The sequence below is a fragment of the Pseudomonas sp. SGAir0191 genome, assembly GCF_002812565.2.
Taxonomy (GTDB): domain Bacteria; phylum Pseudomonadota; class Gammaproteobacteria; order Pseudomonadales; family Pseudomonadaceae; genus Aquipseudomonas; species Aquipseudomonas parafulva_B.
In genome coordinates this window covers 1,775,214-1,800,000 of record NZ_CP025035.2, presented here as the reverse complement: position 1 = coordinate 1,800,000, position 24,787 = coordinate 1,775,214, and the positions used below count along the sequence as shown (strand labels likewise).

The 24,787-nt window shown below is 60.1% G+C and carries 25 protein-coding genes and 1 rRNA gene (1 of these 26 running past the window's edge); 12 read left to right on the top strand and 14 right to left on the bottom strand.

The window, feature by feature from the left end; translation table 11 throughout:
• Window positions 1–476, bottom strand: a 16S ribosomal RNA gene (locus CWR53_RS08170); it reaches 1,061 nt to the left of the window's first position.
• A gap of 466 nt (window positions 477–942) precedes the next feature.
• Between CWR53_RS08170 and rhtA the strand changes: the two genes are divergently transcribed.
• Window positions 943–1,830, top strand: coding sequence for a threonine/homoserine exporter RhtA (rhtA, locus tag CWR53_RS08160; protein ID WP_058605978.1), 888 nt, complete (start codon window positions 943–945; stop codon window positions 1,828–1,830).
• A 164-nt stretch (window positions 1,831–1,994) separates the two neighbouring features.
• Window positions 1,995–2,276, top strand: coding sequence for a hypothetical protein (locus CWR53_RS08155; protein WP_023534016.1), 282 nt, complete (start codon window positions 1,995–1,997; stop codon window positions 2,274–2,276).
• 32 nt (window positions 2,277–2,308) lie between these two features.
• Here CWR53_RS08155 and CWR53_RS08150 read toward each other — a convergent pair whose 3' ends face one another.
• Window positions 2,309–4,117, bottom strand: a complete 1,809-nt coding sequence (locus CWR53_RS08150) for an aminopeptidase P family protein (RefSeq protein ID WP_100852604.1) — start codon at window positions 4,115–4,117, stop codon at window positions 2,309–2,311.
• 194 nt (window positions 4,118–4,311) lie between these two features.
• On the opposite strand from CWR53_RS08150, the gene CWR53_RS08145 reads away from it, so the two are divergent.
• Window positions 4,312–5,430 (top strand): DUF3182 family protein, encoded by a 1,119-nt coding sequence (locus CWR53_RS08145; RefSeq protein WP_100851217.1) that lies wholly within the window; start codon window positions 4,312–4,314, stop codon window positions 5,428–5,430.
• The gene (locus CWR53_RS08140) at window positions 5,414–6,184 is read left to right on the top strand and encodes a S9 family peptidase (protein ID WP_058605993.1); all 771 of its coding nucleotides are present in this window, start codon (window positions 5,414–5,416) and stop codon (window positions 6,182–6,184) included. Before CWR53_RS08145 ends, CWR53_RS08140 begins: the two co-directional genes overlap by 17 nt.
• A 3-nt stretch (window positions 6,185–6,187) precedes the next feature.
• On the opposite strand, the gene CWR53_RS08135 is transcribed toward CWR53_RS08140, so the two are convergent.
• Together CWR53_RS08135 and CWR53_RS08130 are read right to left on the bottom strand one after the other, a co-directional pair.
• Window positions 6,188–6,544, bottom strand: a complete 357-nt coding sequence (locus CWR53_RS08135; RefSeq protein ID WP_058605980.1) for a hypothetical protein — start codon at window positions 6,542–6,544, stop codon at window positions 6,188–6,190.
• Window positions 6,545–6,596: 52 nt separating this feature from the next.
• Window positions 6,597–7,631 (bottom strand): GlxA family transcriptional regulator, encoded by a 1,035-nt coding sequence (locus CWR53_RS08130; RefSeq protein WP_100851216.1) that lies wholly within the window; start codon window positions 7,629–7,631, stop codon window positions 6,597–6,599.
• Window positions 7,632–7,713: 82 nt separating this feature from the next.
• Here CWR53_RS08130 and CWR53_RS08125 point away from each other — a divergent pair, with 82 nt between their 5' ends.
• Window positions 7,714–8,277: a cysteine hydrolase family protein gene (locus CWR53_RS08125; RefSeq protein WP_100851215.1), complete on the top strand. Its 564-nt coding sequence runs from the start codon at window positions 7,714–7,716 to the stop codon at window positions 8,275–8,277.
• An 8-nt stretch (window positions 8,278–8,285) separates the two neighbouring features.
• Here CWR53_RS08125 and CWR53_RS08120 read toward each other — a convergent pair whose 3' ends face one another.
• Window positions 8,286–8,849: a helix-turn-helix domain-containing protein gene (locus CWR53_RS08120; RefSeq protein ID WP_058605983.1), complete on the bottom strand. Its 564-nt coding sequence runs from the start codon at window positions 8,847–8,849 to the stop codon at window positions 8,286–8,288.
• A gap of 83 nt (window positions 8,850–8,932) precedes the next feature.
• Here CWR53_RS08120 and CWR53_RS08115 point away from each other — a divergent pair, with 83 nt between their 5' ends.
• The 7 genes from CWR53_RS08115 to CWR53_RS08085 all read left to right on the top strand — a co-directional run bounded on the left by CWR53_RS08115 (window position 8,933) and on the right by CWR53_RS08085 (window position 16,081).
• The gene (locus tag CWR53_RS08115) at window positions 8,933–9,880 is read left to right on the top strand and encodes a DMT family transporter (RefSeq protein ID WP_100851214.1); all 948 of its coding nucleotides are present in this window, start codon (window positions 8,933–8,935) and stop codon (window positions 9,878–9,880) included.
• 143 nt (window positions 9,881–10,023) lie between these two features.
• Window positions 10,024–12,939, top strand: coding sequence for a monovalent cation/H+ antiporter subunit A (locus tag CWR53_RS08110; RefSeq protein ID WP_100851213.1), 2,916 nt, complete (start codon window positions 10,024–10,026; stop codon window positions 12,937–12,939).
• Entirely contained in the window at window positions 12,939–13,283 is a 345-nt protein-coding gene (locus tag CWR53_RS08105) for a Na+/H+ antiporter subunit C (protein ID WP_023534014.1), read from the top strand. Before CWR53_RS08110 ends, CWR53_RS08105 begins: the two co-directional genes overlap by 1 nt.
• Entirely contained in the window at window positions 13,280–14,959 is a 1,680-nt protein-coding gene (locus CWR53_RS08100) for a monovalent cation/H+ antiporter subunit D (protein ID WP_100851212.1), read from the top strand. Before CWR53_RS08105 ends, CWR53_RS08100 begins: the two co-directional genes overlap by 4 nt.
• Window positions 14,956–15,444 (top strand): Na+/H+ antiporter subunit E, encoded by a 489-nt coding sequence (locus CWR53_RS08095; protein WP_058605987.1) that lies wholly within the window; start codon window positions 14,956–14,958, stop codon window positions 15,442–15,444. The genes CWR53_RS08100 and CWR53_RS08095 overlap by 4 nt, the downstream gene beginning before the upstream one ends.
• Entirely contained in the window at window positions 15,441–15,719 is a 279-nt protein-coding gene (locus tag CWR53_RS08090; RefSeq protein ID WP_058605988.1) for a K+/H+ antiporter subunit F, read from the top strand. The genes CWR53_RS08095 and CWR53_RS08090 overlap by 4 nt, the downstream gene beginning before the upstream one ends.
• Window positions 15,716–16,081, top strand: coding sequence for a Na+/H+ antiporter subunit G (locus CWR53_RS08085; protein ID WP_058605989.1), 366 nt, complete (start codon window positions 15,716–15,718; stop codon window positions 16,079–16,081). The genes CWR53_RS08090 and CWR53_RS08085 overlap by 4 nt, the downstream gene beginning before the upstream one ends.
• 6 nt (window positions 16,082–16,087) lie before the next feature.
• On the opposite strand, the gene CWR53_RS08080 is transcribed toward CWR53_RS08085, so the two are convergent.
• The 9 genes from CWR53_RS08080 to CWR53_RS08040 all read right to left on the bottom strand — a co-directional run bounded on the left by CWR53_RS08080 (window position 16,088) and on the right by CWR53_RS08040 (window position 24,758).
• Window positions 16,088–16,306 carry a hypothetical protein gene (locus CWR53_RS08080; RefSeq protein WP_058605990.1) on the bottom strand — a complete coding sequence of 73 codons (219 nt, stop codon included), beginning with the start codon at window positions 16,304–16,306 and terminating at the stop codon, window positions 16,088–16,090.
• On the bottom strand, window positions 16,303–16,773 hold the full coding sequence (locus tag CWR53_RS08075; protein WP_058605991.1) for a hypothetical protein: 471 nt from the start codon (window positions 16,771–16,773) through the stop codon (window positions 16,303–16,305). The genes CWR53_RS08080 and CWR53_RS08075 overlap by 4 nt, the downstream gene beginning before the upstream one ends.
• A gap of 457 nt (window positions 16,774–17,230) precedes the next feature.
• A complete protein-coding gene (locus tag CWR53_RS08070; protein ID WP_023534004.1) occupies window positions 17,231–17,635 on the bottom strand; it encodes a TraR/DksA C4-type zinc finger protein in 405 nt (134 codons plus the stop codon).
• 1,288 nt (window positions 17,636–18,923) lie between these two features.
• Complete coding sequence (locus tag CWR53_RS08065; RefSeq protein WP_100851211.1) at window positions 18,924–19,163, bottom strand: hypothetical protein; 240 nt, start codon at window positions 19,161–19,163, stop codon at window positions 18,924–18,926.
• Window positions 19,164–19,202: 39 nt separating this feature from the next.
• Window positions 19,203–19,976: an enoyl-CoA hydratase gene (locus CWR53_RS08060; RefSeq protein ID WP_058605646.1), complete on the bottom strand. Its 774-nt coding sequence runs from the start codon at window positions 19,974–19,976 to the stop codon at window positions 19,203–19,205.
• Window positions 19,977–19,989: 13 nt separating this feature from the next.
• Window positions 19,990–21,117, bottom strand: coding sequence for an acyl-CoA dehydrogenase (locus CWR53_RS08055; protein ID WP_100851210.1), 1,128 nt, complete (start codon window positions 21,115–21,117; stop codon window positions 19,990–19,992).
• An 8-nt stretch (window positions 21,118–21,125) separates the two neighbouring features.
• Window positions 21,126–22,319, bottom strand: a complete 1,194-nt coding sequence (locus CWR53_RS08050; RefSeq protein ID WP_058605648.1) for an acetyl-CoA C-acyltransferase — start codon at window positions 22,317–22,319, stop codon at window positions 21,126–21,128.
• 11 nt (window positions 22,320–22,330) lie between these two features.
• The gene (locus CWR53_RS08045; protein WP_058605649.1) at window positions 22,331–23,098 is read right to left on the bottom strand and encodes an SDR family NAD(P)-dependent oxidoreductase; all 768 of its coding nucleotides are present in this window, start codon (window positions 23,096–23,098) and stop codon (window positions 22,331–22,333) included.
• Window positions 23,099–23,111: 13 nt separating this feature from the next.
• On the bottom strand, window positions 23,112–24,758 hold the full coding sequence (locus CWR53_RS08040) for an AMP-binding protein (protein ID WP_100851209.1): 1,647 nt from the start codon (window positions 24,756–24,758) through the stop codon (window positions 23,112–23,114).
• Window positions 24,759–24,787 lie beyond the last annotated feature (29 nt).

Here is a 24,787-nt window from a genome sequence, read left to right as displayed (position 1 = left end):
TCAAAATTGCAGAGTATTAATCTACAACCCTTCCTCCCAACTTAAAGTGCTTTACAATCCGAAGACCTTCTTCACACACGCGGCATGGCTGGATCAGGCTTTCGCCCATTGTCCAATATTCCCCACTGCTGCCTCCCGTAGGAGTCTGGACCGTGTCTCAGTTCCAGTGTGACTGATCATCCTCTCAGACCAGTTACGGATCGTCGCCTTGGTGAGCCATTACCTCACCAACAAGCTAATCCGACCTAGGCTCATCTGATAGCGCAAGGCCCGAAGGTCCCCTGCTTTCTCCCGTAGGACGTATGCGGTATTAGCGTTCCTTTCGAAACGTTGTCCCCCACTACCAGGCAGATTCCTAGGCATTACTCACCCGTCCGCCGCTGAATCAAGGAGCAAGCTCCCGTCATCCGCTCGACTTGCATGTGTTAGGCCTGCCGCCAGCGTTCAATCTGAGCCATGATCAAACTCTTCAGTTCAATACTGCTTGGGTTTTTAAGAAACCCTAAACTTGGCTCAGCAATCTCAAATGACTATGTGATTTCTCGCATGGTCACTTGTGATGCTGATAATCTTTCTGACTATCAGTCCGTACTCACAAGCACCCACACGAATTGCTTGATTCAATTTGTTAAAGAGCGTTTGGCTGAGAGCGTTTCGTCTCAACCGAGGCGCGCATTCTACGCTTTCCTCATTGCCTGTCAAGCGTTTATTTTGAAGTTTATTTCGAGAAACTCGTTCAACTTCAAAGGCTTGCAGTACTCCAAAGCGTCTACTTGATGCCCGACTGCGCTGGAGTGGGGCGAATTATAGACACTAATTTCGTAGCGTCAAGCATTAATCTTATCCGAACGTCATTTAAGTGGAACGCTTAACACTCTATTGCTGTATGCCACACCGTTGCGCACTATAGTGCGCAACGCCACTCCTAGGTAATCCGTCCCCATGTCCAAACCGCCTCGCAACCTGGCTAGCGTGCTGTTCCCAATCGGCCTGCTGCTTATCGCCATGGCATCGATTCAGACCGGTGCTTCGATCGCCAAAAGCATGTTCCCACTCATTGGCGCACAAGGCACAACCTCACTGCGACTGATTTTCGCCAGTTTGATAATGGTTGCGCTGCTACGGCCATGGCGAGCACGCTTCACCACTCGCACCCTGCGTAACGTCGTTATCTATGGCTTGGCGCTCGGCGGAATGAATTTCCTCTTCTATATGTCCTTGCAGACGGTGCCCATTGGCATTGCGGTGGCACTCGAATTCACCGGCCCACTGGCAGTTGCCATATTCGCCTCACGTCGCGCCATCGACTTCATCTGGATCGCGCTGGCCATTTTCGGCCTGCTGATGTTGCTGCCCGCAGGCCATGACGGAGAGGCGCTGGACCCACTGGGCGCCTGCTACGCAATCGGCGCGGGGGCGTGCTGGGCACTTTATATAGTCTTCGGCCAACGCGCCGGTGCCGAACATGGCGTGCAGAGCGCAGCGCTGGGAGTGGTGGTCGCTGCACTGTTCATCGCGCCGATCGGCATCGTGCACGCCGGTAGCCTGCTGCTGACGCCCGCGGTCATCCCCATGGCGATCGCTGTAGCGGTATTGTCTACCGCCCTCCCCTATAGCCTGGAAATGGTTGCGCTCACGCGCATGCCCGCTCGTACCTTCGGCACCCTCATGAGCATCGAGCCTGCCTTCGGTGCCTTGTCCGGGCTGTTGTTCCTGGGCGAGGTCCTGTCATTTACCCAATGGCTGGCCGTAGGCGCCATTATCGCGGCTTCCGTGGGCACAACGTTGTCCATGCGCCATAGCCCAGAACCGACGATGGTCGCGGATTGACACGGGAAAACTTTTCGTTGAAAGCTGCATGGGTGTTGTGGCGTCACCGCTCGCTGATTAAGCTGTCCCAGCGCAGTCGAACAGGGACGCTGTACTCTTCAGGATGAACCCGAGCGAAAATGACGGACCCAGGTAGCTGATCCGTCCTGCATTTAAGGACAGGAATGAAACGTATTTTGCTCATCCTGGCCATCTTGGCTATTGCTGGATGTGCCGCCACGGCTAAAACCGAGGTCAAACGGGGCAAGAAAGGCCTGCATATCAACTGCTCCGGCCTGTCTTCTTCGTGGGACAACTGCTACAGCAAGGCCGCTAGCGCCTGCACCACTCGCGGATACCGCGTCGTCGCCCGTTCAGGCGACAGCGACGAAGAGGACGGCGATTATCTATTTGGCATCAACCCTGCCGGCTACACCAGCCGCAGCATGATCGTCATTTGCAAGTGACCGGGGCAGCCTGATGGCTGCCCCCATATGCCTTAGATCGCCTCAGTACGTGATAACAACCACGCCAGCGCCTTTCCTTCCAGCAGTGGGGCCAATCGCTCGCGCACCATGGCATGGTAACTATTGAGCCAGCAAACCTCCTGCTCAGTCAGCCGCTGCGGCAGCAAGCAACGCGTATCGATGGGGCACAGCGTCAAGGTCTCGAAATCGAGAAATTCACCGAATGCACTGCGGCCGGCGCTTCGCGCGGCGACCAGGTTTTCAATCCGCACCCCCCATTGCCCAGGTCGGTAGGTGCCAGGCTCGATTGAACTGATCATGCCTTCTTGCATGGCGGTCTGCGGCGCGGCCGCTGCCTGATAGGCAATCACCTGAGGCCCTTCATGAACATTCAGGAAATAGCCCACTCCATGGCCGGTGCCGTGGCCGTAATCGACCTGGTCGGCCCAGAGGGGCGCACGGGCTATGGCGTCAAGCATGGGCGACAGCACGCCCCGCGGGAAGGTCGCCCGCGACAGCGCTATCATGCCTTTCAGCACACGGGTGCAATCGAGCTTCTGCAGGTCGCTCGGTTGCCCGATGGGGACCATACGCGTGATATCCGTGGTCCCACCCAGGTATTGGCCGCCAGAGTCGATGAGCAGCAGGCCATCGCCCTTAATCACTGCGTGTGACTGATCAGTGGCCCGATAGTGGGGCATCGCACCATTGGCATTGAACGCAGCAATGGTCGAGAAGCTCAATGAGACGAAGCCCGGCCGCCGGGCGCGCGCGGCGGTGAGTTGCTCATCGACGGTCAGCTCGGTCACCACCTGGCTCGCGAGCGTTTCTTCAAACCAGGCGAAAAATTCGCACAAGGCCGCGCCGTCCTGCTCCATCGTCCTACGAACATGCTCAAGCTCGCCCTCCGCCTTGCACGCCTTGCTCAGGGTACTGGGATTCGAGCCTTCCACGAGCACTACCCCTTCGCCTAGCGGCTCGAGCAACCCGCACGTCACCCGCGCTGGATCCACTAACAAGCGACTACCAGGTGGCAACTGACCAAGGGCGCCGGTAGCCTCAGTGTAGTCTCGCACTTCGATGCCATCATCGCGCAGCGCCTGACATAGAGGCTCATCGACTTTTCCCGAGGCAATGAAAAGCTGCACGCGCCGCGCATCGATCAGGGCAAACGCCAGGAACACCGGATTGTAAGACACATCGCTACCGCGCAAGTTGAACAACCAGGCAATGTCATCAAGGGTGGCGATGAAATGACTGTCCGCACCTTTGGCCTGCATCGCCTGCCGCACCTGCGCCAGCTTCTGCGCACGGCCCACTGCTGCGTAGGGCGCAAGATGTGAATACACCGGGTTGGACGGTAGCGTCGGCCGGTCGCTCCAAACGCGACCCAGCACATCCTGGTCAGTCACCAACCTTGCGCCTCGCTGGCCAAGGCGCTCTCGCAACTGGCGAGCCGAAGCCAAAGCCATCGCACGACCATCTACGCTGGCGCAACCCTGCGGTTGCACATGTTCAGCCAACCAGTCCAGCGCGCTCGGCTGCCCGGGTGACAATTTCATCAATTCGATGCCGCTACCTGCCAGCTCTAGCTCGGCTTGCTCCCAGTAGCGGCTATCGACCCACAGCCCGGCAAACTGCTGGCTTATGACCAGGGTGCCGACCGAGCCAGTGAAGCCCGACAGCCACTGGCGGCCTTGCCAGTAGCCTGGCAGATACTCAGAAAGATGAGGGTCTGCCGATGGAACCAGCAAGGCGTCAAGCCCTTCTGCGGCCATGGCCTTACGCGTCGCGGCAAGACGCTGGGCCGTGGTCTGTTGGGGAGTGGTGTGCACGATCATGCCCTTATCTGTGGCGACATCCGGTATGCCTGAGCGCTTGATGATGGAATAGCTGCCCGCGGCCTGCAATCAGCAATCTCCGTGCTGCACGCTTCTGAGAAAGGTCCTACGCCGGACCATACCATTGATCCTGCCATGCTGAACTTCACCAACGTCCCGGATTCAGAGGCAGTACAGCCCCACTTGCAAGGCGGATCGTCATGCCCAGTGCCTGTCATCGCAAACAGGGCCTAGTGGTACTCGACACTCGGCCCCACACGCCCGACCACGAGCACGCCGTGTACCGTAAGCTATCGGAAGGCTTCGCACAGTTGCTGGACTGCTCTGTGGTGGACCTGCACGAAGCGCCACAGGCGGACGCTTCGTATTACTACATGCTCACCCAGCCTTTGGTCGACACCGCAGATCTGACAGCACTGGGTATAAAAAGCGAAGCCGATTTTTTTGGCGGTGCCGTCGCTCATCCGTTCATGGCCACCAAGGCCATTTCACACCCGCTGCCTCCAGGTGCTCCACCAAAGCCTGATTGGCCTGAGGCATTTGCCTGGCAGGCCTGCGACGCGCTGCTCAAGGGCTACACCGTATTCGACAAGGCGACCGCCCGGCACGCGGCACAACTGTTGTTGATCACAGGGCCTGTACGACTGAAACCCGTACGCGCATGCGCGGGTCGAGGGCAGGTCGTGTTGTCCACGCTCAAAGAACTTGAACCCCTACTCTGTGCGATGGATGACACAGAACTCTCGATTTGGGGCCTGGTGCTGGAACAGAACCTGAGCGACGTCGAGACGTTCAGCGTCGGCCAGGTACGGGTTGCAGGCTTGGTCTGCAGCTATTACGGCACACAGCAACTCACCCAGGATCACCAAGGTGTCGAGGTATACGGCGGCTCTGACCTGACCTTCGTACGAGGAGGCTTTGCGTCTCTGCTGGCCGGCCCCTTGGAAAAGAGCGTTCGCGTGGCGATTGAGCAGGCAATGACTTATGACCAAGCGGCCGATCAACATTTACCTGGCTTCATCGCCTCACGCCGCAATTACGACATCGCCCGCGGCACCGACACCGAAGGCGGCATTTGCAGTGGCGTTCTGGAACAATCCTGGCGGATGGGCGGTGCCAGCAGCGCCGAATTGCTCGCCCTTCAGGCATTCGCTGCCAACGCCAGGGTCGATCGAGTGCGGGCTAGCACCCACGAAGTCTTCGGCACGCCCGCGCTACCGGCGGATGCCACACTCTTCTACCAAGGAAACGACAGTGAACTCGGACAACTCACCAAATACGCGCGGCTGCGACACGTTGGCCATTCAGAGTGAGACGATAGAGCTGCCGGTGAACGGGGATACCATCTGCGCGACCCTGGTCAGCCCCGGCAGCAAAATCCCCGGCATCCTGTTCGTTCACGGCTGGGGCGGCAGCCAGCAGCGTGACCTTGCCAGAGCGCGACACATCACAGGACTTGGCTGCGTCTGCATGACCTTCGATCTGCGCGGCCACGAGAAAACCCAAAGTCAGCGCCTGACGGTAACGCGAGAGCAGAATTTGCAGGATCTGCTAACAGCCTACGACCGGCTCATCAGCCACCCCACTGTGGACCCCAACGCCATCGCCGTGATCGGCAGCAGCTACGGCGGCTACCTGGCTACTTTGTTGACCTCGATGCGCCCGGTCCGCTGGCTGGCCCTGCGGGTACCGGCCATGTACTGGGACGAAGAATGGAATACGCCCAAGCAGTCCCTGGACCGACAACGGCTCAATGACTATCGCCGTCGCCCCTTGGCGCCGTCTGACAACCGTGCTCTGGCCGCCTGCGCCGAGTTTGCCGGCGATGTTCTGCTGGTCGAATCCGAGCATGATGACTACGTACCCCACAGCACGCTGATGAGTTACCGATCAGCCTTCGGCAGTGCCCACTCGCTCACCCACCGGATTGTCGACGGCGCCGACCACGGCCTGTCCACCGAAGAGAGCCAGAAGGCCTACAGTGCACTGCTGGCGGCATGGATCAGCGAAATGGTCATTGGTGCTCGCCTGGACCGCTATCCCCACTACGCACCCTGGTACGCGTGAAGCTCACTCCACCTGGCAGTACAACGCTCCGTCTGGATGGCGAGCCAGACTTCGCAGAGCCGTGAAGGCGGCAAAGTTCACGGCGCTGGCGTGATACTGCTGGAGTAGACCCAGAAACGAACCGTCCAGCACTTGCTCGATGGCCGCCTCACAGGCCTCCCGATTGGTCCACTGCAGCGACTGAAGCAGACAATTTCCATCTTCGCTGACCTGAACGCTGACCGCCCGGAGGTCTTCGAAGCGCGCTGCCAGTGACTCACTGCGCAGCACCAGTGCCTGGGCCAATGCTTGCTGAAAGACGACGGCGACCCGATATTCGATCATCTGGTTGTACCAGATGGCTGAGACACTTCCTGACATCGACAACCTCCTGACAGGGGATACACATCACAATGCCCGGAAGGTTAAAACCTCAACCAATCTCGAGGTCAAGAGGGTCGCTACTCCATGCACCCCGCCCCTCAGGCGTTGAAGTCACGCCCTGCCGTCGAAATGCACTGGGGGTGATGCCTGTGGCGCGCTGAAATACCTTGCGAAACGCACCGGGGTCGCGATAACCGACATCCCAAGCGATCTGGTCGACTGTCCTGCGTGTGAACTCAAGCAAACGTGCTGCCCGGCATACTCTGATCTGCTGACAGTACTCGGTGGGGCGCAAGCCTGTAGCCAAGCGAAACCGCCTCAAAAACGTGCGCGGCTCCAGGCTGGCGCACGCTGCCATCGCTGCGAGGCCCGCTGTCCGCGCGCCTGTAGCCTGCAACCAGTGCTGTACCTTCAGGACCGCTTCATCGCCATGATCAAGCAACGGGTTGAGGCGAGTGCCGGGCAAAGCGGCAGGTACCGGTTCTACCGCCAGAAAGTTCGCGGTTTCAGCGGCAACGGTATCGCCCATGAATCGCTGCACCAAACTCAGGCCCAGACTAGTCCAGGCCATCAGGCCAGCGGAGCTGACGATATCGCCGTCATCGAGCAACGCCTGTCGAGCCTCAGCCCTGATGTGCGGGTAACGCGTCTCCAGTAGCTGCACATGATTGTGATGGGCGCATGCGGTGCGTCCATCCAGCAGACCGCAGTCCGCTATGAAGAAAACCCCGATGCACACCGAGGCCAGAACGGTGCCTCCCTGGTGCAATCGGCACAAAGCCGAGCGATGGCGAGCCAGGCAGGCATCGTGGGGAACAGCGTGCAAACTTGGCGGGATGATCAGAACACGCAGTCTCGCAGCACTATCATCCCCTAGAGGAGGCTCAGGCAGCAGTTCCTCCTCTGCACCCACACCCCATACGCTGATACGCACACGAGGCGCTTGGGCCGCACCCAACCCGTCAGCCATACGGTTAGCCACGTCGAACAGATCGTGCAGGCCGTGGATCGCTGCCTCCTGCGCATCGGGATAGCGAAGCAGGCCAATCTCGATAAAACGAGCCATGTCAGTTTTGCCCCGCATAGTGTCTTTCGCGCCAATTCACCCCTATCACGCGACAGCCTATAACTAAGCAACAGTCAAAACCACTGCCCCCGGAGGCAACATGAACACTCACGCACTGATCATCATCGATATCCAGAACGACTATTTCCCAGGCGGCAAATGGCCTCTGGAAGGTGTCGAGCGCGCCGCTGAAAATGCGGCCCGCCTGCTCCAGGCTGCCCGCGACGCGAACGACCTCATCGTGCATGTACGCCACGAGTTCGACAGCGCCGACGCCCCCTTTTTTGCTCCAGGCTCTTCGGGCGCAGCCATTCACCCGAGTGTTCAGCCGATGCCTGGAGAGACTGTGATTCTCAAACACAAGGTCAACGCTTTTCTCTCGACCGATCTTGCGCAGACGCTCGAACGCCAAGGCGTCAGGTCGCTGACCGTCGTGGGCAGCATGAGCCACATGTGCATCGATGCAGCGGTGCGCGCAGCAGCTGACCTCGGGTACGAAGTCACGGTCGCCCATGATGCCTGCGCCACGCTGGCTCTGGAGTTCAACGGCAAAAGGGTACCTGCTGCACAGGTGCATGAGGCATCGATGGCTGCACTGGCGTTCGCCTATGCCTCGGTGCGCAGCACCGATGCATTGCTCCAAGAGGCTGCTGGCCACGCCTGATCGCCACTTTAGATCACTACATTGCGTACAAACTTCACTGCGACCGCGCCATCGTTGCGATAGGCGTAACGGCAATTGCTGGCGAATACGTGAAAGCGTCCCTGCTCGAGTCGGTGCTCGACACCCTCGATAATCAGCGTTAGTACACCTTCGACCACGTAGATCTGCTCGCTCCAGCCTTCGGCATCTGCCTCGCTGCGATAGTGTTCGCCGACCGCCAGCGTCCATTCCCACAGCTCAACTTCGCGACGGGCCATGCTGCTTGCCAGCAGGATGGCCCGGCTTTGCGGATGCTCACCCGCCCAGGCCAGCTCTTCGATACGACCAGGGTTACGCTGATCCGGCGCCTGGATCAATGTGCTGAACGCCACCCCGAGTGCCTCGGCGATGAGGTCGAGCGTGGTGAGGCTGACATTTTTCTCGCCAGCCTCAATCGCCACCAGCATGCGACGGCTGACACCTGAACGCTCGGCCAAGGTTGCCTGGCTGATGCCAGCAGCGTTGCGCAGACTGCGAACATTCAAGCTCACGTGTTGCAGCACCGAAGCACGATGCGAGGCGTCGTTGTGCACTATATTGCTCATCCCTAGTTGTTGCGCAGTATACTGCCCACTTTGCGCCGATTGTGCGCCCTGTCCTACGAGCCTGCAACCGCATGAATAAGTCACGCCCGCAACGTCCCACCTTTTCGTTCCGTCTTAGCAAAGCCGAGTGGGTGCTGGTGTTCATCACCATTTTATGGGGCGGTACATTCCTGCTGGTGCACAACGTGATGGCCGTCAGTGGCCCCATGTTTTTCGTGGGCTTGCGCTTCGCTGCGGCTGCCCTGTTCGTCGGCATGGTCTCGGCCCGCGCCTTGCCGGGGTTGACCCTTGTCGAATTCAAGGCAGGCCTGTCGATTGGCGTATTGATCATGTTGGGCTACGGCCTGCAGACCATGGGCCTGCAGACGATCAGCAGCAGCCAGTCGGCGTTCATCACGGCGCTTTACGTGCCCTTCGTACCCTTACTGCAGTGGCTGGTGCTGGGTCGGCGCCCGGGCCTGATGCCCAGCCTTGGGATCGGCCTGGCATTCGTTGGGTTGGTCCTGCTCGCCGGGCCGCAGGCCGGTAGCCTGCACATGAGCGAAGGCGAGGTAGTGACATTGGTGAGCGCCGTCGCCATCGCCGGCGAAATCATTCTGATCAGCCGCTTTGCCGGGCGCGTCGACGTTCGCCGCGTTACTGTGGTGCAACTGGCAACGGCCTCGGCACTGGCATTCATGATGATGCTGCCTACCCAGGAATCGGTACCCGATTTCTCTTGGCTTTTGCTGAGCAGTGCGATTGGCTTGGGCCTGATGAGCGCGATCATCCAGGTGGCGATGAACTGGGCACAAAAATCGGTATCACCCACCCGGGCCACGTTGATCTATGCCGGTGAGCCCGTGTGGGCCGGCCTCGTCGGACGGCTAGCGGGAGAGCGCCTGCCAGGGTTGGCATTGTTGGGCGGCCTGCTGATCGTCATCGCCGTGGTCATCAGCGAGTTGCGCGTGCGCCGCAGGCCAGAATCTGCTGGTACTGAACTTGCACAGAATGAACGTCAACTCAAGACCGGTCTCTAAAGCTCCGACTATCCTCTGTAAAAAACTGTTATAAAAAAACAGCCTGTCACAGCCCTTTTGTAGGATTCTGCGACAGGTTGTGTGTTGGTCGATGACCCGTTCGGCACGTATGATCCTTGGAAAACCTCTCAGAATAGAACTCTATGTCTTTGATAGTGCTATTGCTTCTGCCGTTCGTGGGCAGTTTGCTGGCAGCCGCGCTGCCGCACAACGCACGTAACGCCGAGTCCATACTCGCCGGGCTCGTGGCCTTGGTCGGCACCGTCCAGGTAGCACTTCTCTATCCACAGGTGGCCCACGGTGGGGTCATTCGTGAAGAATTCCTGTGGCTACCTAGCCTTGGGCTCAACTTCGTACTGCGCATGGACGGCTTTGCCTGGCTGTTCTCACTGCTAGTGCTGGGCATCGGTACGTTGGTGTCTCTGTACGCGCGCTACTACATGTCGCCACAAGACCCAGTGCCGCGATTCTTTGCCTTCTTCCTTGCGTTCATGGGCGCCATGCTCGGGCTGGTATTGTCGGGCAACCTTCTGCAACTGGTGTTTTTCTGGGAGCTCACCAGCCTCTTCTCCTTCCTCTTGATTGGCTACTGGCATCACCGGGCCGACGCGCGCCGTGGCGCCTACATGGCGCTGATGGTCACCGGTGCCGGTGGCTTGTGCCTGCTGGTAGGGGCGCTGCTGCTCGGCCATGTGGTGGGCAGCTACGACCTGGACAAGGTCCTGGCTGCAGGTGACACCATACGCCAGCACGCACTTTACCCAGTGCTGTTGCCGCTTATCCTGATCGGCGCCCTGAGCAAGAGCGCGCAATTTCCCTTCCACTTCTGGCTGCCGCATGCCATGGCGGCGCCCACGCCGGTGTCGGCGTACCTGCACTCGGCAACCATGGTCAAGGCCGGCGTATTTTTGCTGGCGCGCCTATGGCCAGTGCTGTCGGGCACCGACGAATGGTTCTGGATAGTCGGTGGTGCTGGCGCGCTGACGCTGCTGCTCGGTGCCTTCGCAGCGATGTTCCAGAATGACCTCAAGGGCCTTCTGGCCTATTCGACCATCAGCCACCTGGGCCTCATCACGCTGTTATTGGGCCTGAACAGCTCGTTGGCCGCCGTGGCGGCGGTCTTTCACATTCTCAATCACGCGACCTTCAAGGCATCGCTGTTCATGGCCGCCGGCATTATCGACCACGAAAGTGGTACGCGTGACATCCGGCGCCTGAGCGGCCTGGTCCGACTGGTTCCCTACACGGCCACCCTGGCCATGGTCGCCAGCGCCTCCATGGCGGGGGTGCCGCTAATGAACGGCTTCCTGTCCAAGGAAATGTTTTTCGCCGAAACCGTGTTCATCACCTCCAGCGCCTGGGTCGAAGCCATGCTTCCGGTGATCGCCACCCTGGCCGGCACATTCAGCGTGGCCTATGCGCTGCGCTTCACGGTCGATGTGTTTTTCGGCCCCACTGCCCAAGACCTGCCGCATACACCCCACGAACCCCCGCGCTGGATGCGCGCGCCGGTCGAGCTGCTGGTGCTGACATGCCTGGTAGTCGGCATTTTCCCCGCCCAGTCTGTAGGCCCCTTGCTAGCCGCTGCGGCACTGCCGGTGGTAGGGGGTACGCTGCCCGAGTACAGCCTGGCCATCTGGCACGGCTGGAATGCGCCCTTGATCATGAGCCTGGTGGCCATGAGTGGTGGCGTGGTCCTGTACCTGCTGTTGCGCAAGCAACTGCGACGTGGCCGCTTCCCCTGCCCTCCCGTGATGGGCCGATTCGATGGCAAGCGTCTCTTTGAGTATGGCCAGGTGCAGTTGATGCTGATGGCGCGACGTATCGAGCATCTGCTTACCAGCCGGCGCCTGCAGGCGCAGTTGTTCATGCTGGTGGTGGCCGCCTTCCTCGCGGGCTTGACACCCATGCTCCACAGTGGCCTGACTTGGGGCGAGCGGCCGAAGATCCCAGGTTCAGGGGTGTTCGTCGCACTCTGGATGATCGCCATTGCCTGCGCGATCGGCGCGGCTTACCAAGCCAAGTACCACCGCCTGGCAGCCCTGACCATGGTCAGTGTGTGCGGCTTGATGACCTGTATCACGTTTGTGTGGTTTTCCGCACCTGATCTTGCCCTGACCCAGTTGGTCGTCGAAGTGGTGACCACTGTCCTGATCCTTCTTGGCCTGCGTTGGCTTCCACGTCGTATCGAGGGTGTGTCGCCTCTGCCAGGCAAGTTCGACCGCGCCCGCGTGCGTCGCCTGCGCGACCTGCTACTGGCGGTGCTGGTGGGTGCCGGCATGGCCGTGCTGTCCTACGCCATGCTGACCCGCCCTACGCCTAATGACATCTCTTCGTTCTACCTGAGCCGTGCGCTGCCCCAAGGTGGTGGCACCAATGTGGTCAACGTGATGCTGGTGGATTTCCGCGGCTTCGATACCCTGGGCGAAATCACCGTGCTGGTCGCGGTGGGGTTGACCGTTTTCGCGCTTCTGCGTCGCTTCCGCCCTCCCAAGGAAAGCATGCAACTGCCGACCCAGCAGCGCCAACTGGCACCTGATGTCGTCACCGACCTGATCAACCCGCGCCACGCTGCCGATACCGCTCTGGGCTTCATGATGGTGCCCGCCGTGCTGGTGCGCCTGTTGCTGCCTATCGCGCTGCTGGTATCGATGTACCTGTTCATGCGTGGTCACAATCAGCCGGGCGGCGGCTTCGTCGCCGGGTTGGTGACTTCGGTGGCGTTCATTCTGCAATACATGGTCGCAGGCACCCAGTGGGTCGAAGCGCAGATGCGCCTGCGGCCCTTGCGCTGGATGGGCACTGGTCTGCTCTGTGCAACCTTGACCGGTGGCGGCGCCATCGTGCTCGGTTACCCGTTCCTGACCACCCATACGGCGCACCTGCACCTTCCTCTGCTCGGAGACATCCATCTGGCAAGCGCATTGTTCTTCGACGTCGGTGTGTTCACCGTGGTCGTCGGATCGACCCTTTTGATACTCACGGCCCTGGCCCACCAGTCGGTACGTGCCTATCGCCCGGCCAGTCCAGGCAAGACCCGTAAAGCAGGAGCCGCCTGATGGAAGAAGTGATCGCAGTGGCCATTGGCGTGCTTGCCGCCTCCGGAGTCTGGTTGGTGCTGCGCCCGCGCACATACCAGGTGATCATGGGCTTGTGCCTGCTTTCCTATGGGGTCAACCTTTTCATTTTCAGCATGGGCAGCCTGTTCATTGGCAAGGAGCCCATCATCAAGGAAGGCGTTACCCAGGACCTGTTGCACTACACCGATCCGCTGCCACAGGCCTTGGTACTCACGGCAATCGTCATCAGCTTCGCCATGACCGCCCTGTTTCTCGTGGTACTGCTGGCATCGCGCGGCCTGACCGGCACCGACCACGTAGATGGCCGGGAGCGTGAGGAATGAGCGGCATGAGCCAACTGATCGTTGCCCCTATCCTGCTGCCGTTGATTACAGCGGCAGTCATGTTGCTGCTGGGCGAAAAGCATCGATTGATCAAGGCACGGCTGAACCTGCTGTCGACCTGCGCCGGTCTTGGCATTGCCATCAGCCTGCTGCTTTGGGTCCGTACCCAGGGCCAGGCAGAATCGATCGGCGTCTACCTGCCGGGCAACTGGCCAGCCCCGTTTGGCATCGTGCTGGTGGTGGACCACCTGTCGGCGCTGATGCTGACCCTGACCGGCGTCATCGGGCTAAGCGCCCTGCTGTTCGCACGGGCACGCTGGGATGGCGCCGGTGCAAGTTTTCATGCGCTGTTCCAGATTCAGCTGATGGGCCTGTACGGCGCATTTCTGACGGCAGACCTGTTCAACCTGTTCGTGTTCTTCGAAGTGCTGTTGGCAGCTTCATACGGCCTTCTGCTGCACGGATCCGGCCGCGCACGTGTGCGAGCCGGCCTGCACTACATCGCCGTCAACCTTTTCGCCTCCTCGTTGTTCCTGATTGGCGCGGCAATGCTGTATGGCGTGACGGGTACGCTGAGCCTTGCGGACCTTGCCCTGAAGATTCCGCTGGTACCCGAGGCCGACCGCGGCCTGCTGCATGCAGGCGCAGCGATTCTGGCCATGGCGTTCCTGGTCAAAGCGGGCATCTGGCCCCTGAACTTCTGGCTGGTCCCAGCCTACGCGTCTGCCAGCGCGCCAGTGGCTGCGCTCTTTGCAATCATGACCAAGGTGGGGCTGTATGCGGTGCTGCGGGTATGGACGCTGCTCTTCTCCGGGCAAGCAGGTGCATCGGCACACTTCGGGGGAGATTGGCTGGTCTACGGAGGCTTGGCGACCCTGGCCATGGCGGCGGTATCGATCCTGGCAGCGCAGCGCCTGGAACGCATGGCGGCGTTGAGTATCCTGGTATCGGCTGGCACCTTGCTGGGGGCGGTGGGCTTTGCGCAATTGGCATTGACCGGAGCCGCGCTGTTCTACCTCGTGAATTCTACCCTGGCCTTGTGCGCATTGTTCCTGCTGGCCGAACTCATCGAGCGCTCGCGATCTGCCAATGAGTTGCCATTGGACGAGGAAGAAGACGCCATGCCGGCCTTACTGGAATCACTTCACCCTCCAAAAGGGATCAACCTCGATGATGACCAGAAGGCCGTCATCGGTCAGGTCATTCCCTGGACCATGGCATTCCTGGGCTTGAGCTTCATCGCCTGCGCCTTGTTGATCATCGGCATGCCACCCCTTTCAGGCTTCGTCGCCAAGCTCAACCTCATCAGTGCCTTGTTCAACCCCAACGGCCTGGGGGTTCCGAGCCAATACACCCTCGGTGCCGCTGGCTGGGGCCTTGTGGCCCTGCTGGTACTGTCGGGAATGGCATCGCTGATCGCGTTCGGACGCGTTGGCATCCAACGTTTCTGGAAACCTGAAGAGCGACCCTCTCCAGTGCTCAGGCGTTTCGAATGCCTTCCGATCGTGATCCTGCTGGGCCTGTGCATGCTGCTCAGCTTCAAGGCCGAGCCGCTGCTGCGCTACAGCCTGGACACAGCTGCCAGCCTTCAGGCGCCTGATGCCTACATCGATGCAGTCATGGCAGCGCAGCCAAAACCTGGTCCCACCTCGCTCGACGTTCAGGGGCAGCCATGAGCCGACTATTTCCCGCCCCTCTGCTATCGGCATGCCTGTTCGGCCTGTGGCTGTTGCTCAACCTGTCGTTGAGTCCGGGTAACCTCATCCTCGCCGCCGTACTGGGGATACTGGCTCCGCTGCTGATGGCGCCCTTGCGGCCGCAACATGCCCATGTCCGACGCCCCCTGGTCATCGTCAAGCTGATAGGCCGGGTTGGCGTAGACGTCATCCTGTCCAACTTGCAGGTCGCTCGCGGCGTGCTGGGTGCTGGGGCGCGGCCGCCACGCTCAGTCTTCGTTCATATCCCCTTGGACCTGCGTGAACCCCATGGGCTTGCAGCGCTGTCCATGATCACGACGGTGATCCCTGGAACCATCTGGTCGGAACTGGCCCTGGACCGTAGCGTGCTACTGCTGCACGTATTCGATCTGGATGATGAAGCGGCGTTCGTCCAGCATTTCAAGGACGTCTATGAACGTCCCTTGATGGAGATTTTTCAATGAGTGGACTGCTCGCCAACGCTGTTCTTGTCAGCTTGTTCATCTTTGCCCTGGCTATGTGCCTAACCCTGCTTCGGCTATTCCGAGGGCCTTCGGCGCAGGACAGGGTTTTGGCTCTAGATTACCTGTACATTCTGGCAATGCTGACCATGCTGGTGCTGGGCATCAGGTATGCCAGTGATACGTATTTCGAAGGGGCGTTGCTCATTGCGTTGTTTGGCTTCGTGGGCTCCTTTGCCTTGGCCAAGTTCCTGCTGCGTGGAGAGGTGATCGAATGACCGAGACACTCAATCTACCGTTCTGGCTCGAAATGATCACAGCCATACTGCTGGTAGCTGGCAGCCTTTTTGCGCTGATCGGTGCGATTGGCCTACTGCGCCTGAAAGACTATTTCCAACGCATGCATCCCCCAGCACTGGCCTCGACCATAGGGGCCTGGTGCGTCGCGCTTGGCTCGATTATCTATTTTTCGTGGTTGAAGGAGTCGCTGGTGCTGCATGCATGGCTGATTCCCGTGCTGCTATCGATCACGGTGCCAGTGACTACCTTGTTACTGGCCCGTGCAGGGCTGTTTCGCAAGCGTCAGGCCAAAGAGCCGGTACCCGAGGAGGTCAGCAGCGGCTTGGATAGTGGTAATTGACCGTGCTTAGCCTGGCTGCTTACTCAGCCGCTGCAGTGCTCGCCTGACCATGGCCACGTAATGGGGCGGGCCCTGGGTATACAACTCGGCGGCTACCCAATCCAACCATCGCCCGCCCACCGCTTCACGTGCTGCGAGCAGCCGCCGCGCCTCGGCCATGGCGCGCGCCTGGTGCTCACGGTGATAGTGTTCCCGTGATCCAGGCGCTTGCTCTGGCAGCGTCACTCGCTTGCCTTGAACGTCGTCAGTTCACCCTTGCGCCATTTCGCAACCTTGCCGGTTACAGCCTTCAACAGCTTGCCTAGCCCTTCCTGAATTTGCTGCTCGGCGGCAAACACCAGCATCACGCCATGGCCTTCCCGCAATACGATCCCCTCGCCTTCCGGAACCGATACGAACGCGTAGTCGCCAACGCCGTAGACATTGAGCTTGATGTCGCGAAAACGCATTTCCAGCTTGCCGCCTTCGCGGCTGGGCAGCACGGCGGCACGAAAATGGTCGCCGACTTTCAATTCAAGGCGCTGCTTGTCATCGACCACCAGCGCATTTTGCGTGTCGATCTCGGCCATGTAGAGGCCATCAGGGTTTTGCTCGGTGACATAGACGAATCGACCCTGGAACAACTGGGCCAGTTTCCCGCGCAAATCGCCAAGGGCGAACAACGCGTGTGTATCAAGAGTGCTGACTGCCAATGAAGTAATCCTCAACCGTTTACAACCCGCCCTCGCAGGAGCTCGCGAAGCACGGCCATTTCAAATCGATAGGCAATGAGATTAATAAAACGCTGGGCGACATGTCTGTGCCCGCTGACGATGCAGCGTGCAGGATTTTTTACTCTAACGGCCGGCGTTGCTGTCGCTTGCATACCCTTGGGCCATGCCCAAGCGCTACCGGCGTAACGTCTGACATTGCACGTCCATGAAAATGCGATTCCGGATGGGTGCGTGGTCTTGGCGCCTGATGGCGACTCGCACTGTCGTCGGTGGGGATATCCGAAGACAGTGAAATCCATGAGAGACGCCCTGTTTTAACAGGCTTGCCGGTTATTGCGCAACTGCTCCAGGGAAATTGCATGGGTCGTTGCGGCTTGATTTGCGAAATGCAAAAAGCCCCACGAATCGCTCCATGGGGCTTGGCAACCTGAACGGCTCAGGCCTGACGCTGATGGCGATCGAGCTGCTCGTGGCGCTCTTGGGCTTCGATGCAGTACTTCGTGGTTGGACTGATCAGCAAGCGCTTGAGACCAATTGGTTCACCGCTGTCGTCGCACCAGCCGAAGCTCTCGTCGGCAATACGGTCAAGCGCCATCTCCAGTTGCGGGAGCAGGCGCTGATCGCGATCGATGGCATTCACCAGCCAGCTACGCTCTTCTTCGACCGATGCCACATCGGCAGGATCCGAGGGGGTATCCAGGCCTTCGATGGTGGCACGGCTCAGCTCGATGCGTTCATGGGTCTCGACTTTCATCGCTTGCAGCAGCTGAGTGAAGAAGCTCAGCTGTTCAGCGTTCATGTAGTCATCGGCCGGCATGGCCAGCAACTGTTCCTTGGTCATCGATTTCTCTATGAAAATAGGTGCATTTAGGCGATTCGTTTGCCGCCGATGCTTTGGCATCGGCAGCGGAAATTTTTCGAGCGCCAGTCGGCACTCTTTAACAAGGGGCGGCAGTCTAAGGCGCAGCGTCGCCTTGAGCAACAGCAAAATGGGGTGGCGTTGGCATTCGCTGCTTACGATCCGCCGGCCGGTGCTTGCATTTGAAGGTATAAGCGCGAGTTTGAGCAGTGCGGGTAGATTCGGCGGCATGTTTACTGCAATGCAGCAGTAACGTTGAAAATTATGATGCCTTGAAACCTCGATAACGCTATAGGGGAGCGCTTCGCACTCCATCGCGGGACAAGCCCGCTCCTACAGAGGGAGTTTTGAACATACGCACATTACAAGATTCGCTGTAATAAACAGGTACGAGGCAGCAGCTACTGAGCGCATCGCAAACTCCTTTAAACTCCAGATCAACATATATAGCTAATTCCTGCTCTTGCTCTTGCTCTTGCTCTTGCTCTTGCTCTTGCTCTTGCTCTAGCTTTGGCTTTGGCTTTGGCTTTTGATCTTGCTTTTGATCTTCGCGACTTCAGGAGGCCGAAAGCAGGGCTTGCGGAGGGAGGTGACAGGCATGGATGCCTGTCAAGCGCTGGGCCCCAGGATGGGGCCTACAGCGCGGTCCTCCCGGGAGCAAGGCCGGAGTGAGGGAACCCCGAAGCGCAGCGTAGGGACCGTATGAATGGAGCGCAGCGTTTTTTGGTTACTTGTTGTCGCGTTTGACAAAAAGTGACTCGCCGTAAGGGCGAAAAGGTGACTAAGCGTCGCCATCGCAAATGGACTATGCTCTCTTTCAATACCCACGCCAACGCAATCAAACTTGAAACTTGAAACTTGAAACTTGAAAGCGTGGGCGCGCACAGCAAGTTGGTATTCATTGGCGTGGGTGGCGCACAGTCACCTTTCCGCCCTTACGGCGGCTTACTTTTTGTCTTGTCAAAAAGTAAGCAAAAACCGCCTGCTCCTATCATCCGGCCCCTACGCTACGCTCCGGGGTTCCCTCGCTCCGGGCCTGCTCCCGGGAGGACCGCGCTGCAGGCCCCATCCTGGGGCCCAGCGCTTGACGGGCATCCATGCCCGTCACCTCCCTCCGCAAGCCCTGCGCTCGGCCTCCTGAAGTCGCGATCTGCGGCGCCTGGACGACCGCGCGCTTAGAAGCAAGAGCAAGAGCAGCGGCAGCGGCAGCGGCAGCGGCAGCGGCAGCGGCAGCGGCAGCGGCAGCGGCAAGGATTAAAAGCCACTTTGGCTACTTGATCAATGCCTCCGACTCTAGCTGCGGCAGACGCCGCCCGTCCGGCAACATGATCTCAACTGTCGTCTCGGTAACCCGCCGCTCAGGCTGCACCGCCTGTTGCTGCGCTTTGCGCGCCTCAACCCTGCGCTCTATCATGCTGGGATACCGAGACGCCAACATCATAAACGCAGCAACAGACAGGAACACCAAAAGTATCACCCCTGAATCTCCCTGAGCGCGACGCTTCTTCATCCCTGAACCACCGTGCAAATCACTGCAAAACGCCCCCCATCAACGATCCTTGAACTGCGCCTCACGCTTGGCAATGAACGCGGCCATGCCCTCTTTCTGATCTTCGGTAGAGAACGCCGCATGAAACACCCGCCGCTCGAACCGCACACCTTCGCTGAGGGTGACTTCGAACGCACGGTTAACGCTCTCTTTGACCATCATGCTCACCGGAATGGACTTGGCAGCGATAGTGGCGGCCACTTTCAGCGCCTCCTGCAACAGCTCGTCCTGCGGCACGACACGCGCCACCAGCCCTGAGCGCTCCGCTTCCTCAGCACCCATCAGGCGACCGGTCAGGCACAACTCCATGGCTTTGGCCTTGCCCACCGCACGGGTCAAGCGCTGCGTGCCTCCCATGCCCGGCAACACCCCAAGGTTGATTTCAGGCTGACCGAACTTGGCATTATCGCCAGCCAAGATGAAGTCGCACATCATCGCCAGCTCACAACCACCGCCCAGCGCAAACCCCGACACGGCGGCAATGATCGGCTTGCGCCGGTTGGCGATGCGGTCGGCATCGCTGAACAGGTCGTCCACGTAGATTTGCGGGTACTTGAGCTCAGCCATTTCCTTGATGTCAGCGCCAGCGGCAAACGCCTTCGCCGAACCTGTGAGCACCACGCAGCCAATGCCAGGGTCGCGCTCAAGCTGATCCAAGGCCTGGTTCAGTTCGCTGACAATCTGCGCGTTCAAGGCGTTGAGCGCCTGCGGGCGATTGAGCGTGATCAGGCCAACCTTGCCATGAATGTCCAACAGGATGGTTTCAAATGCCATGTGGTCTGCTCCTTCAAAGATTGCGCGCAATGACCATGCGCTGAATATCGCTGGTGCCTTCGTAAATCTGGCAAACCCGCACGTCGCGATAGATGCGCTCCAGCGGGAAGTCGCTCAGATAGCCATAACCGCCCAGGGTCTGCAAGGCGTGTGAGCACACCTTCTCTGCCATTTCCGAGGCAAAGAGCTTGGCCATGGACGCTTCCACCAGCGCAGGTTGCCCCGCATCGCGCAAGGCGGCAGCGTGCAACACCATCTGCCGGGCGACGGCGACCTGGGTTGCCATGTCCGCCAACCGGAAAGCCACGGCCTGATGCTCGATCAGCGGCTTGCCGAAACTCTGTCGCTCCTTGGCATAGTCACGGGCCACTTCGAAGGCGGCGCGCGCCATGCCTACCGACTGGGCCGCGATGCCGATGCGCCCGCCCTCAAGGTTGGCCAAGGCAATCTTGTAGCCCTCACCCTCCTCACCCAGTCGGTTGGCCACAGGCACGCGCACGTTGTCGAACACGATCTGACAGGTATCGGAAGCATGCTGGCCGAGTTTGTCCTCGACACGGGCCACCTGATAACCCGGTGCGTCGGTCGGCACGATGAACGCGCTGATGCCGCGCTTGCCGGCCTGCGGATCCGTCACGGCGAACACGATCACCACCCCGGCATTCTGGCCGGAGGTGATGAACTGCTTGCTGCCATTGAGCACGTAGTGCTCGCCCTCACGGCGCGCACGGGTTTTCAGGCTGCTGGCATCGGAGCCTGCCTGTGGCTCGGTCAGGGCGAATGCCCCGAGCATGACGCCGGTTGCCAGGGGCGTCAGAAACGCGCGCTTTTGCTGTTCTGAGCCAAACCGCAAAATAGGCACACACCCCACCGAGTTGTGCACGCTCATGATGGTCGAGCACGCACCATCGCCGGCCGCGATCTCCTCCAAGGCCATGGCGTAGGCTACATAACCGGTGTCGCTTCCGCCCCACTGTTCAGGCACCAGCATGCCGAACAGGCCGAGCGCTGCCATTTCCTCGATGGCTTCGCGGGGAAACCGATGCTCCTTGTCCCACTGTTCGGCAAAAGGGCGCAGCCGCTCCTGAGCAAAGCTGCGCACGGCATCGGCGATCTGTTGTTGTTCTTCGTTGACCAGCATGGTTTACCTCACTCCAGGCATTCGACAGCCATGGCCGTGGCTTCACCACCGCCAATGCAGATGGCCGCCACCCCACGACGCAGGTTGTTCTGGCGCAGGGCGTGCAGCAGCGTGACCAGGATGCGCGCCCCGGAAGCGCCGATCGGGTGGCCCAGTGCGCAGGCGCCGCCATGAATGTTGACCTTGCCGTGGGGCAGGTCCAGATGTTTCATGGCTGCCAGGGTCACCACGGCGAACGCTTCATTGATTTCGAACAGGTCGACATCGGCAAGCGCCCAACCCGTGCGTTTGATCAGCTTGTCGATTGCACCGATAGGCGCGGTCGGGAACAGGGCCGGTGCATCGGCGAAGGCCGCATGGCCGTGGATAACGGCCATCGGTTTCAAACCTCGCTTGTGCGCCTCGGAGCGACGCATCAGCACGAGTGCCGCCGCGCCATCTGAAATGGAGCTGGCGTTGGCAGCCGTTACCGTACCGCCGTCTCGAAACGCCGGGCGCAATTGCGCGATCTTGTCCAGGCGCGCCTTGGGCGGCTGCTCGTCGTCCTTGACCAGACGGCGTTGCTTGCTTTCAGTCACCTCCACCGGGACGATTTCATCCGCAAAACGACCATTGAGAATGGCCTGTTGGGCACGGGTAAGCGATGCGATGGCAAAATCGTCCTGGTCTTTACGACTGAAACCATTGGCCTGGGCACAGTCTTCGGCAAACGTGCCCATCAAGCGACCCTTGTCATAGGCGTCCTCAAGACCATCCATGAACATGTGGTCGATTACCTTGCCATGGCCCATGCGGTAACCGCCGCGGGCCTTGTCCAGCAGGTAAGGGGCGTTGCTCATGCTCTCCATGCCGCCGGCGACTACCACGTCGGCGCTGCCTGCCACCAGCAGGTCATGGGCAAGAATGGCAGCCTGCATGCCGGACCCACACATCTTGTTGAGCGTCGTACAGGTGGTGTGCTTGCCCAGGCCAGCGCCCAGTGCAGCCTGACGCGCCGGCGCCTGCCCAAGGCCTGCCGGCAACACGCAGCCGAACAGCACCTGATCGACGCTGTGCACCTGCACACCAGCGCGCTCAATCGCGGCGCCAATGGCCGCACTGCCCAACTGCACGGCAGAGAGGCTGCTAAGCTCGCCTTGCAACCCCCCCATCGGGGTTCGTACTGCGCTAACGATGACGATGGGATCTTCTCGGGTGTTCATGGGGGTTATCCTCACTTGGCTGCCATGCGCAAGGCACCGTCCAGACGGATGACCTCACCATTGAGCATGCTGTTCTCGATGATGTGGCGCGCCAGCGCCGCGTATTCCTCTGGACGTCCAAGGCGCGGAGGAAAAGGCACGCCCGCTGCGAGCGAGTCACGAACCTCGGGCGTCATCCCGGCCATCATCGGGGTTTCGAAAATGCCCGGCGCAATGGTCATTACGCGAATACCGTAGCGCGCCAGCTCGCGCGCGGCGGGCAACGTCAGGCTGGCAACGGCCCCTTTGGACGCTGCATAGGCACATTGCCCGATCTGGCCGTCGTAGGCCGCGACGGAGGCCGTGTTGATGATCACGCCCCGTTCGCCTCCGTCGTCCGCCTCTGCGTCGGCCATCGCCTCGGCACATAACCTCAGCAGGTTGAAGCTGCCCACCAGGTTGACATTGATGACACGGGCAAAACTGGCCAGGCCGTGCGGGCCTTGTTTTCCCAATACCTTTTCAGCGCCCACGATGCCTGCGCAGTTCACCAGACCGTGCAGGCTACCGAACGCTGCAAGTGCTGCCGATACGGCCGCCTTTGCAGCTGCTTCGTCACTGATGTCGGCCACGCTGAAATGCGCGCGCTCGCCCAGCTCGCGGGCTTTGGCTTGCACGGCGTCGCCGTTGAGGTCCACAAGCATGACCGACGCGCCTGCCTCGATCAGCATGTGCGCGGTGGCGGCGCCCAGACCGGAGGCAGCGCCGCTGACGATGAAGTGTTTGTTGGCTATTTGCATGGTCGGTTTCCTTTCAAGCGCTGGCCGTGGTGGCGAGCTGCGTGTGTTGTCGAGCTATTTCCTGATTGCGCAGGATGAAGCGTTGCAGCTTGCCGCTGGGGGTCTTCGGCAACTCGCTGACGAACTCGACTTCTCTGGGGTAGGCATGGGCGTATAGGCGCTGGCGAACATGCTGGCGCAGCTGCTCTTCAAGCTCGGCGCTGGCGCCGTAACCCTTGGCCAGTACCACGAATGCCTTGATCACCTCGGTGCGCTCAGGATCAGGCTTGCCGATTACTGCAGCCTCAATAACGGCTGGGTGCTCGATCAATGCGCTCTCCACATCGAAAGGCCCAACCCGATACCCGGACGTGGTAATCACATCATCGCTGCGCCCGACAAAGCTGATGCTGCCATCGGGGTTCAGTTCGACGGTATCGCCGCTCAGGTAGTACTTGCCGACAAAGGCCTTGGTCGGCAACCCGTGGTAACCGGCGAACCAGCATAAGGGCGATCGTTCGCGATCCACCGCCAGGATACCCGGCTGACCGGCGGGCAGTTCGCGACCCTGCTCATCGAGCACCACAATGCGATGCCCCGGTATGGCAAAACCTGCAGAACCCACGTGCACCGGGTGGGCCAGGCCGTGATGGTTACACAGCACCATGCCCAGCTCCGTCTGCCCGTAGTGATCATGAATGGTTACTCCGGGATGTTCGGCGAACCAGCGGATCACTTCCGGATTCAACGGCTCCCCTGCACTGCTCACAACGCGCAGGCGTCCTTTGACTGGGGCACTGAACTGCTCACCGGCTGCAATGAGCATGCGAAAGGCCGTTGGCGAGCCGGCCAGGTTGTTGATGCCCAGCTGGGTAATGACCTGCGTGCAGCTGTCGACACTGAAGGGGCCGTTGTAGAAGGTGGTCGCGTGGCCCAATGAAAGCGGCCCGGTGACTGCGTAATACAGCCCATACGCCCAGCCCGGATCAGCCAGGTTCCAGAACCTGTCCTCGGGGCGCAGATCGATGGCATCGCGCATGTAGCCTTGGAACGCCACGATGGCCCGCAGCGGTACTTCAAGGGGTTTGGCAGGCCCGGTGGTTCCGGATGTGAACATCAACAGGAAGGGATCGTCACCTGTGAGCATGACCGGTTCACATTCAGGCAAGGCGTTTTCAAGACACCGCTGGAAGTCCAGCTCTCCTTCACAGGCATCGACCGTTATCGTGAGCGGGCAAGCGTTAACGTCATCAAGTTTTACCCGGTTACTGCGATCCGTCACCACCACCCGGGCATGCGACTGGTGCAGTCGATGCTCGATGGCAGCAGGCCCGAAAGCGGTGAACAAGGGCTGATAAACGGCACCCAGGCGCCAAGTGGCGAGAATGGTGATCAGCAGTTGCGGGGTGCGAGGCAACAGCCCCGCCACGCGGTCGCCCACACTGACACCATGGGCACGCAGGACGCTGGCAAAGCGGGTGGCCAGCACTTGCAACCTATCGAAAGTCAGCTGCTCGTAGTTGCCTTCACTGTCCAGCCAGTGCAGGGCCACCTTGTCGACGCCCGTGTGGCGATCACAACATTCGACACAGGCGTTAAGGGCCTGCAGCTCGCCCTGCAAGGCCGCCTGCGCGGCACCCAGGTAATGGAACGAGCGAACGGCCTCGGCGTAGTCACGCATCGTCAGACTCCTGCTTTTTATTGTTGGAG

Excerpts from the sequence above, each read along its gene's own strand:
- rhtA (WP_058605978.1), top strand. The coding sequence starts at position 943 with ATGTCCAAACCGCCTCGCAACCTGGCTAGCGTGCTGTTCCCAATCGGC.
- CWR53_RS08065 (WP_100851211.1), bottom strand. The coding sequence starts at position 19,163 with ATGAAGAAGCGTCGCGCTCAGGGAGATTCAGGGGTGATACTTTTGGTG.
- CWR53_RS08040 (WP_100851209.1), bottom strand. The coding sequence starts at position 24,758 with ATGCGTGACTACGCCGAGGCCGTTCGCTCGTTCCATTACCTGGGTGCC.
- CWR53_RS08110 (WP_100851213.1), top strand. The coding sequence starts at position 10,024 with ATGTCTTTGATAGTGCTATTGCTTCTGCCGTTCGTGGGCAGTTTGCTG.
- CWR53_RS08090 (WP_058605988.1), top strand. The coding sequence starts at position 15,441 with ATGAGTGGACTGCTCGCCAACGCTGTTCTTGTCAGCTTGTTCATCTTT.
- CWR53_RS08155 (WP_023534016.1), top strand. The coding sequence starts at position 1,995 with ATGAAACGTATTTTGCTCATCCTGGCCATCTTGGCTATTGCTGGATGT.
- CWR53_RS08085 (WP_058605989.1), top strand. The coding sequence starts at position 15,716 with ATGACCGAGACACTCAATCTACCGTTCTGGCTCGAAATGATCACAGCC.
- CWR53_RS08045 (WP_058605649.1), bottom strand. The coding sequence starts at position 23,098 with ATGCAAATAGCCAACAAACACTTCATCGTCAGCGGCGCTGCCTCCGGT.
- CWR53_RS08070 (WP_023534004.1), bottom strand. The coding sequence starts at position 17,635 with ATGACCAAGGAACAGTTGCTGGCCATGCCGGCCGATGACTACATGAAC.
- CWR53_RS08105 (WP_023534014.1), top strand. The coding sequence starts at position 12,939 with ATGGAAGAAGTGATCGCAGTGGCCATTGGCGTGCTTGCCGCCTCCGGA.
- CWR53_RS08050 (WP_058605648.1), bottom strand. The coding sequence starts at position 22,319 with ATGAACACCCGAGAAGATCCCATCGTCATCGTTAGCGCAGTACGAACC.
- CWR53_RS08125 (WP_100851215.1), top strand. The coding sequence starts at position 7,714 with ATGAACACTCACGCACTGATCATCATCGATATCCAGAACGACTATTTC.
- CWR53_RS08095 (WP_058605987.1), top strand. The coding sequence starts at position 14,956 with ATGAGCCGACTATTTCCCGCCCCTCTGCTATCGGCATGCCTGTTCGGC.
- CWR53_RS08135 (WP_058605980.1), bottom strand. The coding sequence starts at position 6,544 with ATGTCAGGAAGTGTCTCAGCCATCTGGTACAACCAGATGATCGAATAT.
- CWR53_RS08150 (WP_100852604.1), bottom strand. The coding sequence starts at position 4,117 with ATGATCGTGCACACCACTCCCCAACAGACCACGGCCCAGCGTCTTGCC.
- CWR53_RS08100 (WP_100851212.1), top strand. The coding sequence starts at position 13,280 with ATGAGCGGCATGAGCCAACTGATCGTTGCCCCTATCCTGCTGCCGTTG.
- CWR53_RS08055 (WP_100851210.1), bottom strand. The coding sequence starts at position 21,117 with ATGCTGGTCAACGAAGAACAACAACAGATCGCCGATGCCGTGCGCAGC.
- CWR53_RS08060 (WP_058605646.1), bottom strand. The coding sequence starts at position 19,976 with ATGGCATTTGAAACCATCCTGTTGGACATTCATGGCAAGGTTGGCCTG.
- CWR53_RS08130 (WP_100851216.1), bottom strand. The coding sequence starts at position 7,631 with ATGCGGGGCAAAACTGACATGGCTCGTTTTATCGAGATTGGCCTGCTT.
- CWR53_RS08115 (WP_100851214.1), top strand. The coding sequence starts at position 8,933 with ATGAATAAGTCACGCCCGCAACGTCCCACCTTTTCGTTCCGTCTTAGC.